We start from the raw sequence: 16,164 nt of genomic DNA on the forward strand, positions 1-16,164 counted from the left end.
GGAAAGGAGAACCCCATGCCTAACGAGCAAGCCGTGGCACGTTTCTGTGCCTTTTTTAACAAACTAGACAAAACGTGTACAGAAAAGCTATACGAGGTATATACTGAGGAAGTTGTCTTCAACGATCCGCTGCATCACATTCAGGGGCGTGAGGCGCTATCGCGCTACTTCGCCACGATGTACGAGAACGTCGAGCGCTGCCAATTTACTTATCACACGCAGCAACAACAGGGTAAGCAGGCGTTTGTAACGTGGACCATGGAGTTCGTGCACCCACGTTTAGCCCGTGGCAAACCGGTTCGTGTAGCGGGGTGTAGCGCCTTAACGTTTGCTGATGACGGGCGAGTCACCCAGCACCGCGACTACTTTGACGCCGGGGCAATGCTCTATGAGCACTTGCCACTCATGGGACAGGTCATACGCTGGCTGAAACATCGCCTTAATTAACATCCCTTTTGCTTAAGCACACACTTTTCGTGCCAGCAGGGAGCACCAGGAGAGGCACGATGAGCACATGGAAAACGCCCCAGCGTATCTGGCTGACCGGCGCCACCTCCGGCATCGGCGAGGCATTGGCCAAAAAGCTCATCGCTCAGGGTCACCAGGTCGTTCTCAGCGCGCGTAATCAAGAAGCGCTTAATGCGCTATGTGACGGCCATAGCAATGCTTACTCGCTACCGCTTGATATAAGTGATCGGCAGGCTGTCCTTGACGCTGGCGAACAGATTCGACAATGGCTAGGTGCACTGGATATCGCACTATTTAACGCCGGCACCTGTGAATATCTCAATGCGCAGCATTTTGATATGGCGCTCGTAGAGCGTGTGTTCGCGCCAAATGTGTTTGGCACGCTATATGGCGTGGAAGCTGCACTGCCGCTATTACGGGCAGCGCGGAAAGAGGGCAAGCCTGCACGGCTAGCCGCCACCTCAAGCGCGTCAGCGTATTTACCGCTGCCCCGAGCAGAGGCGTACGGCGCCTCTAAAGCGGCGGTTAGTTATTTTTTAGAATCTTTGCGCTTGGATCTCGACCAAGAAGGCATTGATGTCAGCTTGATACATCCAGGTTTCGTTAAAACGCCGCTTACCGATCGCAACGACTTTCCGATGCCCATGCAAGTCTCCGCCGATGAAGCGGCCGATGCGATCATTGCAGGCCTTGTTAAGGGGCGGCTGGATATTCATTTTCCCCGGCGCTTTACCTACATCGTCAAATTTTTGGGCATTTTACCCCCCGCAATACGGCGCTATATCGGCCTTCGCATGACGCGCCGCCAAGAGGAACAGCAATGAGCGGCACAGCATCCCAGCGCATCGCCATTATTGGCAGCGGCATCAGCGGTATGGCGGCAGGCTGGTATTTATCCGCCCAACACGAAGTAACCCTGTTTGAAGCCGATAGTCGTTTAGGCGGCCATACGGCCACTATGGACGTTGAAGTCGACGGCAAGCCTTACGCCATCGACACCGGCTTTATCGTCTTTAACGACTGGACCTACCCTCACTTTCAGCGCCTGCTGGAAACGCTCGGCGTGCCAAGCCAGGCCACCGAGATGAGTTTCTCAGTGCATGAGACTGATGTCGACTTTGAGTACAACGGTCACACGCTGGGCTCGCTGTTTGCCCAGCGCCGTAACCTGCTGCGCCCGGCGTTTTATCGCCTGCTCAGGGATATTTTACGCTTTAACAAACAGGCCACCGCTGATTTAGAGAGCCAGCGCCTGCCTAGCGAAATGACGCTAGGCGAGTACCTGGATAAAAACGGCTACGGTTACGCCTTTCAGCGACGTTACCTGCTCCCTATGGGTGCCGCGATTTGGTCGGCAAGCATTGGTGACCTGCGCGCGTTCCCGCTGGCCTTTTTTGTACGCTTTTTCCGCAATCACGGACTATTGTCGGTCAACCATCGCCCACAGTGGTACACCTTGGTCGGCGGCTCTAAGCGCTATATACCGAACCTCACGGCCCCCTATGCCTCGCGTATTCACCTAAACACCCCGGTAACGCGTATTATCCGTTCCGATACGGGCGTTATGATTACCACCGCTCAAGGTACCCAGCACTTTGACCAAGTGGTGCTGGCCTGCCACGCCGACCAAGCGCTGGCCATGCTGGGCGACCCGACGCCCGCAGAGCGCGACATTCTCGGCGCCATGCCCTACCAGGATAATGAAGTGGTACTGCACACCGACACGGCACTGCTCCCCCGTCGGCAGCGGGCATGGGCCAGCTGGAACTATCGGCTGGATGGCCGCGGGGCTGAAGAGCGTGTTTCAGTTACCTACAACATGAATATCCTGCAACGCCTGGAGAGTGACACGACGTTCTGCGTTACGCTTAATGATTCTGCGAGTATCGACTCCGGCAAAGTATTGGGGCGTTATACCTATGCCCACCCTCAGTTCACCTTGGCAGGTCAAGCAGCCCAGCAGCGCCACTCAGACATCTCCTCGCCCGCCAGGCGAACCCACTTCTGCGGTGCTTACTGGCGCAATGGCTTTCACGAAGATGGCGTATGGAGCGCACTTAGGGTTGCCCAAGCGCTAGGCTGTGATGAAGCCGCCACACCGCTGGAAAGCCCCAGCGCGCTTCCTGCCCAGGAGCTAATGCCCAACAACAGCGTTGGGGAGGGGCTGGGATGATTACTGCGCCCCGCTCGCGCATTTATCGCGGCACGCTGCGCCACCGGCGCTTTACGCCCCAACACCACGCCTTTAACTATCACGTATGGATGGCGTGGCTTGACCTCGAAGAGCTGCCAACGCTGTTCGACAAGGTACCCGGCTTTAGCGCTCGCGGCCCAGCCCTGGCGCGTTTTCGTCGTGAGGATTATCTAGCCCCCACCGACCGTCCTTTGCGAACCGCTGTTCGCGAAGAGCTAACCCGCCAACTGGGCAGCGCGCCGGACGGTCGAATTTTTGTGCTTACCCAGCTGCGCACGTTAGGCAGCGTATTCAATCCTATTTCGGTTTACTACGCCTACGACCACGCGGGCAGATTAGCGGCGGTGCTTGGGGAGGTCACCAACATGCCCTGGCGTGAGCGCACGTGCTACGCCTGCAGCGTCGAGCCTTCACGGCATAGCCACCAGGCACACTTTCAAAAAGCGATGCACGTATCACCGTTTAACCCGATGGAAATGGACTACCGCTGGAAGTTTAACCGCCCCGGCGAAAAGCTCTACCTGCACATGGAAAACTGGCAAGACGGAGCACGTCACTTTGACGCCACGTTGATGTTAGACGCGGCACCCGCCACCCGTCGGGTACTACTCGCAACGCTGGCACGGCAGCCCTTCATGAGTATAAAAACAGTCGCGGGAATCCATTTTGAAGCGCTACGCCTGTGGCTTAAGCGCATCCCCGTTTATAACCACCCCAAGCGCAAGGAGACTTCAAAATGACGACCCTGCGTACCACGCCCCCGACTAGCAAAACGGCTCGTCAGGACCGCTTTACTCGCTGGCTTAAGCCTCGCTTAATGGCCCAGCTGAACGCCTTTCGGGGCGGTCGGATTACGCTGATTGAGGGCGAACAGTGCCACCATCTCGGGCAGGAAGGGCCGCTGCAGGTCACCGTGGTTATTCGTCACTCCCGCGCCTGGAAGCGCCTCGCCTTTGGCGGCACGGTAGGCGCTGCGGAATCCTACATGGATGGCGACTGGGATGCCGATGATCTCGTCGCTCTGGTACGCCTATTTGCCGCTAACTTGGAACAAGTGAACGGTAAAATGGAAAACGGCAGCGCTCGCATAGCACGCTGGCTGTTAGGGTTCGCCTACCGTTTCCAGCGCAATAGCGTTACGGGATCTAAGCGCAATATTTCGGCGCACTACGACATTGGCAACGACCTGTTCGCCACATTCTTAGACCAGCGCCACTGGATGTACTCCAGCGCCGTGTTCCCTTATCCGGAAGCCAGCCTGGAAGAAGCCTCCACCTATAAGCTCGATATCATGCTGGAAAAGCTTGATGTTCAGCCCGAGCATCACCTGTTAGAAATTGGCACTGGCTGGGGCGGGCTTGCCATCCACGCGGCGAAAACCCGCGGTTGTCGGGTCACCACCACAACGATTTCTGACGAGCAGTATGCCCACACTGCCCAACGCATTAAAGAAGAGGGGTTAGAAGCGCAAATCACGCTACTCAAACAGGATTACCGAGCCTTAAAGGGGCGCTATGACCGGCTGATCTCGGTGGAAATGATCGAAGCCGTCGGCCACCAATACCTCAACACCTACCTGGAAAAAGTCGACAGCCTGCTGACCGACGATGGTCAAGCCATGCTGCAGGCGATCACGATTCGTGATCAACGCTTTGAAGAAGCCAAGCGGGAAATGGACTTTATCAAACGCTACATTTTCCCCGGCGGCTTTCTACCTTCGCACCACGCGATGCTCGCCAGCGTAACGCGCAAAACCTCACTTAACGTGGTCGCATTAGACGAAATTGGTCAGCACTATGCCCGCACGCTGCGCGAGTGGCGACATCGCTTTGAGGCCAGCCTTGAACAGGTGCGGCAGCAGGGCTACGACGAGCGCTTCATCCGCATGTGGCGCTACTACCTATGCTACTGCGAGGGAGGCTTTATCGAGCGCTCCATTGGCACCTGTCACCTATTGTTAGCCAAGCCTGCCGCCAAGCCAGTACCGCTTATGGGTGCGCTGTAAGTGGCCACACAGCGCTGGCGCGACCTACTGTTCAACGCACTGCGCTTTGAGGCTGGCTGGCTGTTATGCGTGGTAGGGGGATCTTGGGTGGCAGCCTTCGCTGGCGCTGGATTATTAGGCTGGCATTTCTGGCGCTGCGCCAAACCCAGCGAATGGCGTTTTATTGGCACTCTTGCCTTGTTAGGGCTAGCTATTGATGGTGGCTTGCACTTAGCGGGAGGGTTTGATTTTAGCGGACATGCACTAGTAGCAGGCTTACTGCCGCTGTGGCTGTGGATGCTCTGGCCGCTGTTTGCAACGCTGGTGTTTCACTCCCTTGCCTGGCTCTGGCGCTACCCGCTGATTGCCGCTGCCTGCGGCGCCATCAGCGGGCCGCTCTCTTACCTAGGGGGCGCTGCGATTGCCGACGTGGGGCTAGCCCCCTGGCTACTGCCTGCCCAGGCGGTTATCTGGGCGGCTCTATGCTTTGGGATTAGCCGCTACGCAATCCGCCGCCCACCTGACTTTTCTAGCGCTTAGTTTTTTAGCAATTAGCTCAGATGGGGCTTTTTTCAGTTAACGCCGACGGCGAGTGGCAGTGGCGCCCAACGCTGCTCTAACTCGTAAGCGGGTAGCGGCCGTGCAAAATAGAAACCTTGCACCTGAGTACAGCCAGCATCAACTAAAAACTCGCACTGCTCTTTAGTTTCAACGCCTTCAGCTACCACCTCAAGACCCATCCCCTCAGCCATGGCAAGTACCGCCGTGACGATGGCTGCATCGGCCTGGTCGTTGGGTAATTCGCGAATAAACGCCCGATCCAGCTTAATTTTATCCACCGGCAAGCGCTTTAGGTAGCCAAGCGATGAGTAGCCAGTGCCAAAATCATCAATCGCAATGGCATAACCCAACCCGCGCAAGGTTTGTAACCGTGGCCCCATATCACCCGCCCGTTCGTCCAGCAGTACCGATTCGGTCAGTTCCAGGCCAATTTGCGCCGGCTGAAGCCGGTAGCGCTCTAAACAAGTGGCCAGCTGGGTTTCCAAATCACCTTGAAAGAGCTGGAGCGCCGAAATATTGATCCATACGGTAATTTTTGGCATGCCACTATGTTGCCAGTGCGCCTGTTGAGCACAGGCTTTTTCGATCACCCAGCTACCAAGTTCAGCCATTAAACCGTGACGCTCAGCGAGGGGAATAAACTCCCCTGGCGATATCATCCCATCTTTAGGGTGCCGCCAGCGCAGCAGCGCTTCCATGCCAATTAACTCGCCATTGCCAGGGTGGTGCTGGGTCTGATAATGCAGCTCTAACTGATCGCCTGATACCAGTGCCGCCCGCAAGTCGCTTACTAGGGCAAGCTGAGGGTTATCCTGTTTATCCAGCGCAGGGCGAAACCGCTGGCTATTATTGCGGCCTAGCCGCTTGGCGCTATACAGCGCGGACTCTAAACGCTGAAACAGCACGGCGGAGTCGCGGCCATCTTCGGGCGCTCGACAGGTACCAAATGTAAGCCCTAAGCGCAGCGACTGTCCGTTAATTTCAAACGGGCGGCACATGTGGTCACGCAGGTTGGCTACCCACTTATCGTGATCGTCAAACGTGGTAGTGCGGATCACCATAAACTCATCGCCCCCTAACCTGCCCACCACGCTTCCCGCCATATAGCTTGCTAGCCGTTGGCCAAAACGTGCTAGCAAACGGTCGCCCTGATCAACTCCCAGACTGTCATTGATTGATTTAAGCCCATCGATATCGAGAAGCACCATATCTAGGCTCTCTCCTGCACGTAAGCCACGCAGCCGCGATGACATTAATTCATGCAAACGGCGTCGGTTTGGCAACCCAGTAAGCGGGTCTTCATAGCCAATACGCCGCAGGTCATGCTCGCGGGCTTTTTGTGCGGAAATATCGGTAAATAGGTTAATAAAATGAGTGACATTACCGCGCTTATCGGTAACCGCTCTAACTTTCAACCACTCTGGATACTCATCGCCGTGCTTACGGCGATTCCACATTTCGCCCTCCCAGCGGCCAGTGGCCTTTAAAGTACTCCAAAAGGCTTGATAAAAGGCTTTGTCGTGACGTGGTGCGGCTAAGGTTTCGAGCTTACGGCCAATCATTTCCTGGCTTTCGTAGCCAGTAATGTCGGTAAACGCAGGGTTGACGGCAATAACGCGATTCTCCGCATCGCTAATCACCATCGCATCGCTTGCCAACCCCATGGCATCTTGAGCTAGGCGCAGGCGCAAACGCTGCTGACGCACTTGGCGCCAAGCATCCCATAAGCCCAACGCCACTAAGCATGCTGCGACGATACGCAGCGCAGCATCAGGGATCCACACACAGGCAGGCAGAGCCACCAGCGCTATCCACATCAGCGGTCGATTAAGAGAAACAGGCAGCCACATGAAAATTAATCGCTTCCTAATAAATGATCAAAATAGGAGATGAGTAGCAGGCACGCTCACCTTGTCGCTCAGTAAAACGTGCGTGTTGTATATTACGTCAACAGGACGTTTATTGTGCAAATTCGATAATTATGGAATAAAACATCTTGTTATTGGTTATCGGCCGCTAAACAAAAAGCTGTAGAAATACACGATAAGTTGCCTACGGCGTGCATTCAGCGGTTTCGAGAAGTAGACTAGGCTTAACAACCATTTTGATACTCGGAACGATTCAGTGACCAAGCAACATTCCTTTGATCGCGAAGAACTGCTGGCCTGCTCGCGGGGCGAGCTCTTTGGCCCCGGAAATGCACAGCTTCCGGCTCCTAACATGTTGATGCTTGATCGCATCTCGCACATCCATAAAGAAGGCGGTGAGCATGGCAAGGGAGAGCTGATTGCAGAGCTGGATATCACGCCTGACCTGTGGTTCTTTGACTGCCACTTTCCAGGCGATCCTGTGATGCCTGGCTGTTTGGGTTTGGACGCCATGTGGCAGCTCGTAGGCTTCTATCTGGGCTGGCTTGGCCACCCCGGCCGTGGCCGCGCGCTTGGCTGCGGCGATGTCAAATTCAGCGGCCAAATTCTACCCGACGCGAAAAAAGTGACGTATCACATTAATGTGAAGCGCATTATTACCCGTCGGCTTATTTTAGGCATCGCCGACGGCACCGTGTCCGTCGACGGACGCGATATTTACCAGGCTAATGACCTGCGCGTTGGCCTATTCACCTCCACTGCGAATTTCTAACAGGAGGCTCCCATGCGACGAGTGGTAGTCACCGGCCTTGGCATCGTGTCGTGTTTAGGCAACGACCAGCAACAGGTCTTAGACGCGCTCAAAAGCGGGCGCAGCGGTATTCGTTTTAAGGAAGAGTACGCCGAACGCGGCTTTCGTAGCCATGTAGCGGGTAGCGTTGACATCGACCTTGATACTCTTATTGACCGCAAACTGCGCCGCTTTATGGGCGATGCAGCAGCTTATGCGTATGTTTCCATGGCCCAGGCCATTGAAGATGCAGGGCTAACAGAAGAGCAGGTCTCCAACGAGCGTACCGGGCTTATTGCCGGGTCTGGCGGTGCTTCTAGCGCCAACCAAGTGGAAGCTGCTGATGTTATGCGCGAAAAAGGCCTACGCCGCGTAGGGCCTTACCGCGTTACCCGCACCATGGGCAGCACGGTATCCGCTTGCTTGGCAACGCCGTTTAAAATTAAGGGCGTTAACTACTCAATCTCTTCCGCCTGTGCGACCTCTGCCCACTGTATCGGCAGCGCCATGGAACAAATCCAGCTGGGCAAGCAGGACGTGGTGTTTGCAGGTGGTGGCGAAGAAGAGCACTGGACACTCTCCTGCTTATTCGACGCTATGGGTGCTCTTTCCACCCAATACAACGATACTCCGGAGAAGGCCTCGCGCCCTTATGACCAGGCTCGCGATGGCTTCGTCATTGCAGGCGGCGGCGGCATGCTGGTGCTTGAGGAGTTAGAGCACGCCAAAGCGCGTGGCGCCAAAATTTACGGCGAGCTGGTGGGCTATGGCGCGACGTCCGACGGACACGACATGGTAGCACCGTCTGGCGAAGGTGCTATGCGCTGTATGCGCCAGGCGATGGCAACCGTATCGGGTGATATTGATTACATCAATACCCACGGCACCTCAACGCCCGTTGGCGATGTAGCCGAGCTCAAAGCAATCCGCGAGGTGTTTGGCAATTCAACCCCCGCCATGAGCTCAACAAAATCACTCACTGGGCACTCGTTAGGGGCTACGGGCGTTCAGGAAGCGATTTACTCGCTACTGATGATGCAGCATAGCTTTGTTGCCGCCTCTGCCAATATTGAGCACCTAGATGAACAGGCTGACGGCTTTGATATCGTAACCCAGCGTCGTGATGACGTAACCATTGAGCGCGTGCTTTCCAACAGCTTCGGTTTTGGCGGCACCAACGCTTGCTTGGTTTTCCAGCGCTTTAACGATTGATATAAGCAAAGCAAGATGCGTCGGTCGACGCATAAACAAAACAGTAACGGCGCCATGAGGCGCCGTTACTGTTTTTACCCACTAGATGATGAAAAGCAGCGAGGTGAGCTAAGCTAACGGGAAGTGGGCCTTGGCACATCAGAAATCTCCTGCAGCTGCCCTTCAATCCACGCCTCTACGTCCACCAGCACCTCGTCGGGGGTGCGCCCTGCCGTTTCAATCGGTTTACCAATTCGCACCCGCAGCACCCCTGGTTGCTTCACCCAGTTACGCCCCGGCCAACGTTCGCCGGCGTTATGCGCCACCGGCAACACCGGCACTCCCGCGCGACACGCCACTACGCTACCGCTTTTGTTATAGCGCCTGCGGATACCAGGATCAACGCGCGTGCCTTCCGGAAAAATCAGCACCGAAAGTCCAGTTCCTAAACGCGCTACGCCTTGGGTCAGCACCTGTTTCATGGCTCTAGCGGGCTTTGATCGGTCTAAACTAATGGGCCGCAGCAACCTTAACCCCCAACCAAACACGGGTATTTTCAATAGTTCCTGCTTAAGCACCGTGCACACCGGCGGCTTCATCACCTGCAAAAATACCGTTTCCCACTCACACTGGTGATTGGCCTGAATAACGCAGGGCCCCTCGGGAATATGCTCACGGCCCTGGATGTCGTAGCGCACACCGCAGGCGATCTTAAACCACACCATCAAAAAGTAGTTATAAAGGTTAAGCAAGCGATAGCGGGCAGCGAGCGGTAGGAACGGTGCTATGGGCAAAAAAAGCACGCCAATCACCAGCATGGCGGAGAAGTAACCCAAGTAAAACAATAGGCTGCGAACCACATTGATCAAGCCGTCTCTCCTGTTTCAGCATCACTCTGCTGTTCACGTGTCAAACACCACGCATCCAACATGCGACCTACTTCAAGGCGCCACGGCTTTTGATGCACACCAAACACATCCAATACGCGACGACAGTTTAAAACTCGACGCAGTTTGGCATCATGATGGTGGTTTAACGCCTGCACATCGCCAAGGATGATCGACTCGCCACGCCCCTCTAAGTGAGTAGCTAACTGCGTTCGCACCATGGACGTAAATGTGAAGGCGCTCACCGGCTCCGTGCCTGCCAAATGGTAGGCTCCCCAGGCATCGGCGCCACAGACCTGCTGCTGTAACATACCCATTAAGGCCATGGCCACTGCATCCGCTGAGGTGGGGCAAAAGACAACATCCTCAGCCGCGCGCACATTTTGCCCCGTAATCAGGCTGTCGATAATTTCGCTTAACCACGCACGACTACCTTCAAGGGCGAACAACGGCCCTAGCCGCACAATCAAATGTCGTTGATACTGCGCCCGAATACGGTCGCCGGTTTCTACTAGACGCCGTAAGCACTCATCCCGCGGGGCGGGTACGACGTGCTCATCAATCGGCACATCAAAACCATCTTCGTAAAGTTGGTCGGAAACGCACCATACCAGCGCAGCCTCCTGGGTTTGGCAGGCCTCCAGGCAGGTATCCACTGCATCTGCATGAGCCTTGACCGCTGCTGGCGTCATGCTTAGTGGATGCGCCAGCGGCGGTATGATGACCGCATCAGGCGCAATTGCCTGTAATTGCGCCGCCGTTACCGTCGTGCCTTGTTCGATAACAAGCTCCGCGTCGGTGCGGCGGCTCGCCTCGCGGGCCAGTGCCAAGCTTAGGCAGTGCCCGGCATCTAATATCAGCAGCTTCACGGCAGACCCTCTCCCTCAACCCAAGAACGTGCTAGTAACTTACCAGCTTAAAACGGGATTTCGTCGTCAAAATCGTCGAAGTTACCTGGATCAGGCGCGCCGTAGTTGCTGTTCTGGTTGGCGGGGGCAGGCTGATTTTGCTGCGGAGCAGGCTGCGGGCTACGCTGGGCGCCGCCCTGCTGTGGGTAACCACCCGGCTGCTGAGGCGCGTTTTGAGCAGGCGGCGTCTGACCTGGGTTGCCTTGCCCATAGCTGTTTTGCGCAGGGGCATGTTGAGCCGGGGCGTTTTGGGGCTGCCCACCCTGTGCGGCGTTATTCTGGGCATAGTTATTCTGAGCATAATTATTCTGGGGATTATTCCCTTGAGAGTAATTACCCTGTGGCGCACCGCCGCCTTGGAAGTCGCCACTGCGGCCATCAAGCATCTGCATGTCATTGGCAACAATTTCAGTGCTGTAACGGTCCTGACCATTCTGGTCTTGCCACTTACGGGTTTGCAGGCGGCCTTCAATGTAGACCTTGGCGCCTTTTTTCAAATACTGCTGGGCAATCTCGGCAGTTTTATTGAACAGCACAATGCGGTGCCACTCGGTACGCTCTTGTCGCTGACCACTCTGACGGTCCATCCAGGTGTCGGAGGTCGCAAGGTTCAAGTTAGCCACGGCGGTGCCCGACGGGGTAAAACGTACTTCTGGGTCTTGCCCCAGGTTACCAATCAAAATGACTTTGTTAATTCCGCGCGCCATAGCTCGCTCCTTTAATAATCGGTCATAAAAATAATCAACCAACGATACGACGGTATCATCGGCGTCACTGCCGGCTGCCCCGACTTGAGCAGCTTAGCAGGGTTAAGTCTTAGGCGGCGAAATCAGCTTTATTAAGGCCGCCCGATCAAGCTGCTGTCGATTCACTTTTAGGTACATCAGGCGCTCTTCAGGCACCACCATTACATCTTCAACCCCCACGACGTCGGCCAGATGCTCCATTAAGAGGTCTAACGCGTCGGGCTGCGTGTCGTGTAGCGCAACGACCTCGCTGGATAACGGCGGCGGCGATGGCATACGCAGCATGGCCAACCACCATAACAGTGCCAAGCACGCGCAGCCGATAAACACCGCATTAAGGCCCCAGTTATGCGCCAACACACCGCCAAGCGTGCCGCCCAAGAATGCTCCTAAAAACTGGCTGGTGGAGTACACTCCCATCGCAGTACCTTTAGCACCGGCAGGGGCTAGCTTACTGAGCATCGAAGGCAGCGTCGCTTCCAGCAAATTAAAGCCGGTAAAAAACACAAACAGCCATACAAACAGCCAGTGTCCCTGAGAGAGCGTTAACCCCAAGCTAGCCAGACTAACCACAATAGCGCCGATGGCGAGCAGGCACATCAGCTTCATCCGCTGGCGCTTCTCAGCCACAATCACCAGCGGCACCATGGCCACAAAAGAGAGCGCCATGACCACTAAATAGGCCAAACCATGGTACTCAACCGCCACCCCAGCACTGAGTAGCCGAAACGGTATCGCCACAAAAATGGCCATCAGCACCAAATGCAGGGCAAAAATGGATACATCTAAGCGCCAAAGATCAGGGCGGGTAATGACACTTTTCAACTGCTGACGATCCATGCCTACGTCGCGGTGACGTAGACGCCGCGGCGCGGGAGGCACCCAGCGCCAAAGCACTAACAAGCTCACTAAGGTCAGTAGGGCCGTAAACCAAAATACCGCCGATAACCCTGCCCAAGACGCTAGCAGCGGCCCTATTACCATGGCGATCGCAAACGACACGCCAATCGATAAACCAATGGTGGCCATCGCCACAGTGCGCACCTGCTCCCGCGTTTGGTCAGCCAGAAGCGCCATAATCGCCGCCGCTATGGCCCCGCTGCCCTGCAGCGCACGGCCAAAAATCACCCCCCAAATGGTGTCCGCCAGCGCCGCTACAACGCTACCTAGCGCAAAAATGACTAACCCCATGGCAATAACACGCTTACGGCCAATACGGTCAGAGAGCAGACCAAACGGTATTTGCAGCGTCGCTTGGGTTAATCCATAAATACCCAAGGCCACGCCTATTAAGAGCGGTGTCGACCCTGTAAGCGTATCGGCATACAGCGCCAATACCGGCAACACCATGAAAAGCCCCAACATACGAGACGCATAGAGGCCAGCCAAGCCGCTGATTGCACGGCGTTCAGTGGCCATCAGCAGTGCAGAAACCTTGCGCATAATGCCCTTGTGTATGGTGGATGGGCCGAACGGCCTAAGATAACCGCCCATTCTAGCGCTTTGTACCCAGGCTGGAAACGCCCAGCGCCGCCGTTTCGCTGCAGGCAGTTTTGCCGGGAGGGGTACAGGAAACGTATAATTGCGCTTTTGCCACGCGATTCGAGGTGTTGATGGACAGCATTCTGGTCAGGGGTGCCCGCACCCACAACCTCAAGCAGATCGATGTGGAGCTGCCACGCGATAAACTGATTGTTATTACAGGGCTTTCAGGCTCAGGCAAATCATCGCTAGCGTTTGACACGCTCTACGCCGAAGGGCAGCGACGCTATGTGGAGTCACTCTCTACCTACGCGCGCCAATTTCTTTCGATGATGGAAAAGCCCGATGTGGACCACATCGAAGGGTTATCGCCTGCGATTTCCATTGAACAGAAGTCCACCTCCCACAATCCTCGCTCCACCGTTGGCACTATTACTGAGATTTACGATTACCTACGCCTGATGTTTGCCCGCGCCGGTACGCCGCGCTGCCCAGAACACGGCGAAGACCTTGAAGCGCAAACGATTTCGCAAATGGTCGACCAGGTAATGAACCTGGCCGAAGGCACCAAACTAATGCTATTGGCGCCGGTGGTGAAGGGCCGTAAAGGGGAACACCTGCAGCTGTTGGCCGAGCTTCGCGCCCAAGGCTTTGTGCGCGTGCAAATTGACGGCCAAGTGCTTGAATTAGACGATATTGCACCGCTGGATAAACGCAAGAAGCATGATATCAGCGTCGTCGTTGACCGCTTTAAAGTGCGCGACGACATCGCCCAGCGTTTGGCCGAGTCATTTGAAACCGCCATCAACCTCGCCGATGGCACGGCAATGATTCACTTTATGGATGGCGAGCAAGAAGATCTCGCCTTTTCATCGCGCTTTGCCTGCCCGGTGTGCGGCTACTCGCTCTCTGAGCTTGAGCCGCGTATGTTCTCGTTTAACAACCCTGCGGGCGCCTGCCCTACCTGCGACGGACTAGGCGTGCAGCAATATTTTGATCCTGAAAAGCTGATCAGCCATCCAGAACTTTCGCTGGCCGAAGGCGTTATTAAAGGCTGGGATCGGCGCAATATTTACTACTTTACCCAATTACAGGCGCTGGCCAATCACTACCGGTTTGAGTTGGAAACGCCGTGGAGCGAGCTTGCCCGCCACGAGCAGGAGATTATCCTCAACGGCAGTGGTGACGAACAAATTCCGTTTACCTATGTAGGCGACCGTGGCCGCAAGGTAACCCGCGAACACGCTTTTGAGGGCGTCCTGCCTAATATGCAGCGCCGCTACCGAGAAACCGAATCCAACATGGTGCGCGACGACCTAGCCAAGTATATCGCCGTGCAGCCCTGTGCCACCTGCAGCGGTTCGCGGCTGCGCAAAGAGTCCCGCCACGTTTATGTCGATGACCACACTATCGCCGATATTGTGCGCCTGCCCATTGGTGAGGCGTGGCGCTACTTTGCAGACCTAAGCCTACCGGGCCGTAAAGGCGAAATTGCCGATAAAATCGTCAGTGAAATCCATGCCCGTTTGGAATTTTTGGTCAACGTGGGGCTTGATTATCTGAACCTTGAACGCAGTGCCGACACGCTCTCCGGCGGTGAAGCCCAGCGAATTCGTTTGGCCAGCCAAATTGGCGCGGGGCTGGTCGGCGTGATGTACATTTTGGATGAGCCTTCCATCGGCCTTCACCAGCGTGATAACGACCGCCTGCTGAAAACCCTGGAACGGCTGCGCGACTTAGGCAATACGGTGATCGTTGTGGAGCACGACGAAGACGCCATTCGCGCCGCGGACCACGTGCTGGATATTGGCCCTGGCGCCGGTGTTCACGGCGGTGAAATCGTCGCCCAGGGCACCCCCCAAGACGTGATGGACAACCCCAACTCGCTCACCGGCCAGTACCTTTCGGGCACGCGGGCAATTGCAGTACCGCCCTACCGGATTCCCGGCAACCCGGAAAAGCAGCTGGTGCTGCGCGGTGCTACGGGCAACAACTTGCAAGACGTCACTTTAAGCCTGCCACTGGGGCTGTTTATCGCGATTACGGGCGTTTCCGGCTCGGGTAAGTCCACCCTGATCAACGGCACGCTGATGCCGATTGCGGCCCGGGAATTAAACCGCGCGACCACGCTGACCGCTGCGCCTTATGAGAAAATTGAAGGCCTGGATCAACTTGATAAAGTGATCGATATTGATCAAAGCCCGATTGGCCGTACGCCACGCTCTAACCCCGCGACGTACACTGGGATTTTCACCCCTATTCGGGAACTGTTTGCGGGCACTCAAGAAGCGCGTTCCCGGGGCTATAAGCCGGGCCGTTTCAGCTTTAACGTGAAGGGTGGGCGCTGCGAAGCTTGCCAGGGCGAAGGCATGATCAAGGTAGAGATGCACTTTCTGCCGGATATTTACGTGCCCTGTGACGTGTGTAAGGGCAAGCGCTACAACCGCGAAACGCTCGATATTCATTACAAAGGCAAAACCATCCATGAAGTGCTAAACATGACGGTGGAAGACGCCTTAGCATTTTTCAGCCCAGTACCCGCTATTGCCCGCCGCTTACAAACCCTTCTGGATGTAGGCCTTTCCTATATCCGCCTGGGGCAAAGCGCTACCACCCTATCCGGCGGTGAAGCCCAGCGCGTCAAACTTGCCCGAGAACTGGCTAAGCGCGATACCGGCAAAACGCTGTATATTTTAGATGAGCCGACCACTGGCCTGCACTTTGAAGATATTCGCCAACTACTGACCGTACTCCACCGGCTGCGCGATCACGGCAACACCATTGTGGTGATTGAGCACAATTTAGACGTCATTAAAACCGCTGACTGGATTATCGACCTTGGGCCTGAAGGCGGCTCTGGTGGTGGAAAAATCATCGCCGAAGGCACCCCCGAACAAATCGCCAAGCAGAAAGTTTCTCACACAGGGCGCTTCTTGGCCCCGCTACTGGCCCGGGGTAAAGGTACCGCTAAATCCGCCTAACCCCATGAAACAGGGCACGCCAGCGCTTGCCCTGCCAACGTTTAAGCCAGCCAAAAGGGCGAGCAACATTGGCACGTTATGTTTATATTGTGTAGCACCTAGCT

General features: G+C 55.8%; 14 protein-coding genes. 9 read left to right on the forward strand and 5 right to left on the reverse strand.

The window, feature by feature from the left end:
• Positions 1 to 15 precede the first annotated feature (15 nt).
• From MOY_RS06165 to MOY_RS06190, 6 genes are read left to right on the forward strand one after another with little or no spacing between them, the layout of a single operon-like run.
• A complete protein-coding gene (locus tag MOY_RS06165; RefSeq protein ID WP_009097687.1) occupies positions 16 to 447 on the forward strand; it encodes a nuclear transport factor 2 family protein in 432 nt (143 codons plus the stop codon).
• 59 nt (positions 448 to 506) lie between these two features.
• Positions 507 to 1,292 carry an SDR family NAD(P)-dependent oxidoreductase gene (locus MOY_RS06170; RefSeq protein ID WP_009097689.1) on the forward strand — a complete coding sequence of 262 codons (786 nt, stop codon included), beginning with the start codon at positions 507 to 509 and terminating at the stop codon, positions 1,290 to 1,292.
• Positions 1,289 to 2,641: an NAD(P)/FAD-dependent oxidoreductase gene (locus MOY_RS06175; RefSeq protein ID WP_009097691.1), complete on the forward strand. Its 1,353-nt coding sequence runs from the start codon at positions 1,289 to 1,291 to the stop codon at positions 2,639 to 2,641. Before MOY_RS06170 ends, MOY_RS06175 begins: the two co-directional genes overlap by 4 nt.
• Positions 2,638 to 3,402 (forward strand): DUF1365 domain-containing protein, encoded by a 765-nt coding sequence (locus MOY_RS06180; protein ID WP_009097693.1) that lies wholly within the window; start codon positions 2,638 to 2,640, stop codon positions 3,400 to 3,402. The genes MOY_RS06175 and MOY_RS06180 overlap by 4 nt, the downstream gene beginning before the upstream one ends.
• Positions 3,399 to 4,667, forward strand: coding sequence for an SAM-dependent methyltransferase (locus tag MOY_RS06185; protein ID WP_009097694.1), 1,269 nt, complete (start codon positions 3,399 to 3,401; stop codon positions 4,665 to 4,667). The genes MOY_RS06180 and MOY_RS06185 overlap by 4 nt, the downstream gene beginning before the upstream one ends.
• The gene (locus MOY_RS06190; RefSeq protein ID WP_009097696.1) at positions 4,668 to 5,186 is read left to right on the forward strand and encodes a DUF2878 domain-containing protein; all 519 of its coding nucleotides are present in this window, start codon (positions 4,668 to 4,670) and stop codon (positions 5,184 to 5,186) included. It begins immediately after the preceding gene.
• A 32-nt stretch (positions 5,187 to 5,218) separates the two neighbouring features.
• Here MOY_RS06190 and MOY_RS06195 read toward each other — a convergent pair whose 3' ends face one another.
• Positions 5,219 to 7,057: a putative bifunctional diguanylate cyclase/phosphodiesterase gene (locus MOY_RS06195; protein WP_009097698.1), complete on the reverse strand. Its 1,839-nt coding sequence runs from the start codon at positions 7,055 to 7,057 to the stop codon at positions 5,219 to 5,221.
• 274 nt (positions 7,058 to 7,331) lie between these two features.
• On the opposite strand from MOY_RS06195, the gene fabA reads away from it, so the two are divergent.
• Positions 7,332 to 7,847: a 3-hydroxyacyl-[acyl-carrier-protein] dehydratase FabA gene (fabA, locus tag MOY_RS06200; RefSeq protein ID WP_009097700.1), complete on the forward strand. Its 516-nt coding sequence runs from the start codon at positions 7,332 to 7,334 to the stop codon at positions 7,845 to 7,847.
• Positions 7,848 to 7,859: 12 nt separating this feature from the next.
• Positions 7,860 to 9,077 carry a beta-ketoacyl-ACP synthase I gene (fabB, locus tag MOY_RS06205; RefSeq protein ID WP_009097702.1) on the forward strand — a complete coding sequence of 406 codons (1,218 nt, stop codon included), beginning with the start codon at positions 7,860 to 7,862 and terminating at the stop codon, positions 9,075 to 9,077.
• Positions 9,078 to 9,190: 113 nt separating this feature from the next.
• Here the strand turns inward: fabB and MOY_RS06210 are convergent, their stop codons facing one another.
• The 4 genes from MOY_RS06210 to MOY_RS06225 all read right to left on the reverse strand — a co-directional run bounded on the left by MOY_RS06210 (position 9,191) and on the right by MOY_RS06225 (position 13,040).
• Positions 9,191 to 9,925, reverse strand: a complete 735-nt coding sequence (locus MOY_RS06210) for a lysophospholipid acyltransferase family protein (RefSeq protein ID WP_009097704.1) — start codon at positions 9,923 to 9,925, stop codon at positions 9,191 to 9,193.
• Entirely contained in the window at positions 9,922 to 10,812 is an 891-nt protein-coding gene (locus MOY_RS06215; RefSeq protein ID WP_009097706.1) for a sugar nucleotide-binding protein, read from the reverse strand. Before MOY_RS06215 ends, MOY_RS06210 begins: the two co-directional genes overlap by 4 nt.
• 47 nt (positions 10,813 to 10,859) lie before the next feature.
• A complete protein-coding gene (ssb, locus tag MOY_RS06220; protein ID WP_009097708.1) occupies positions 10,860 to 11,558 on the reverse strand; it encodes a single-stranded DNA-binding protein in 699 nt (232 codons plus the stop codon).
• Positions 11,559 to 11,660: 102 nt separating this feature from the next.
• Positions 11,661 to 13,040, reverse strand: a complete 1,380-nt coding sequence (locus tag MOY_RS06225; RefSeq protein WP_009097710.1) for an MFS transporter — start codon at positions 13,038 to 13,040, stop codon at positions 11,661 to 11,663.
• Positions 13,041 to 13,210: 170 nt separating this feature from the next.
• Here MOY_RS06225 and uvrA point away from each other — a divergent pair, with 170 nt between their 5' ends.
• Positions 13,211 to 16,060, forward strand: coding sequence for an excinuclease ABC subunit UvrA (gene uvrA / locus MOY_RS06230; RefSeq protein WP_009097712.1), 2,850 nt, complete (start codon positions 13,211 to 13,213; stop codon positions 16,058 to 16,060).
• Positions 16,061 to 16,164 lie beyond the last annotated feature (104 nt).

It is taken from the genome of Halomonas sp. GFAJ-1 (assembly GCF_000236625.2).
In the GTDB taxonomy this organism is placed as follows: domain Bacteria; phylum Pseudomonadota; class Gammaproteobacteria; order Pseudomonadales; family Halomonadaceae; genus Vreelandella.

Excerpts from the sequence above, each read along its gene's own strand:
- MOY_RS06175 (WP_009097691.1), top strand. The coding sequence starts at position 1,289 with ATGAGCGGCACAGCATCCCAGCGCATCGCCATTATTGGCAGCGGCATC.
- uvrA (WP_009097712.1), top strand. The coding sequence starts at position 13,211 with ATGGACAGCATTCTGGTCAGGGGTGCCCGCACCCACAACCTCAAGCAG.
- MOY_RS06165 (WP_009097687.1), top strand. The coding sequence starts at position 16 with ATGCCTAACGAGCAAGCCGTGGCACGTTTCTGTGCCTTTTTTAACAAA.
- MOY_RS06170 (WP_009097689.1), top strand. The coding sequence starts at position 507 with ATGAGCACATGGAAAACGCCCCAGCGTATCTGGCTGACCGGCGCCACC.
- MOY_RS06185 (WP_009097694.1), top strand. The coding sequence starts at position 3,399 with ATGACGACCCTGCGTACCACGCCCCCGACTAGCAAAACGGCTCGTCAG.
- MOY_RS06180 (WP_009097693.1), top strand. The coding sequence starts at position 2,638 with ATGATTACTGCGCCCCGCTCGCGCATTTATCGCGGCACGCTGCGCCAC.
- fabB (WP_009097702.1), top strand. The coding sequence starts at position 7,860 with ATGCGACGAGTGGTAGTCACCGGCCTTGGCATCGTGTCGTGTTTAGGC.
- ssb (WP_009097708.1), bottom strand. The coding sequence starts at position 11,558 with ATGGCGCGCGGAATTAACAAAGTCATTTTGATTGGTAACCTGGGGCAA.
- MOY_RS06225 (WP_009097710.1), bottom strand. The coding sequence starts at position 13,040 with ATGCGCAAGGTTTCTGCACTGCTGATGGCCACTGAACGCCGTGCAATC.
- MOY_RS06195 (WP_009097698.1), bottom strand. The coding sequence starts at position 7,057 with ATGTGGCTGCCTGTTTCTCTTAATCGACCGCTGATGTGGATAGCGCTG.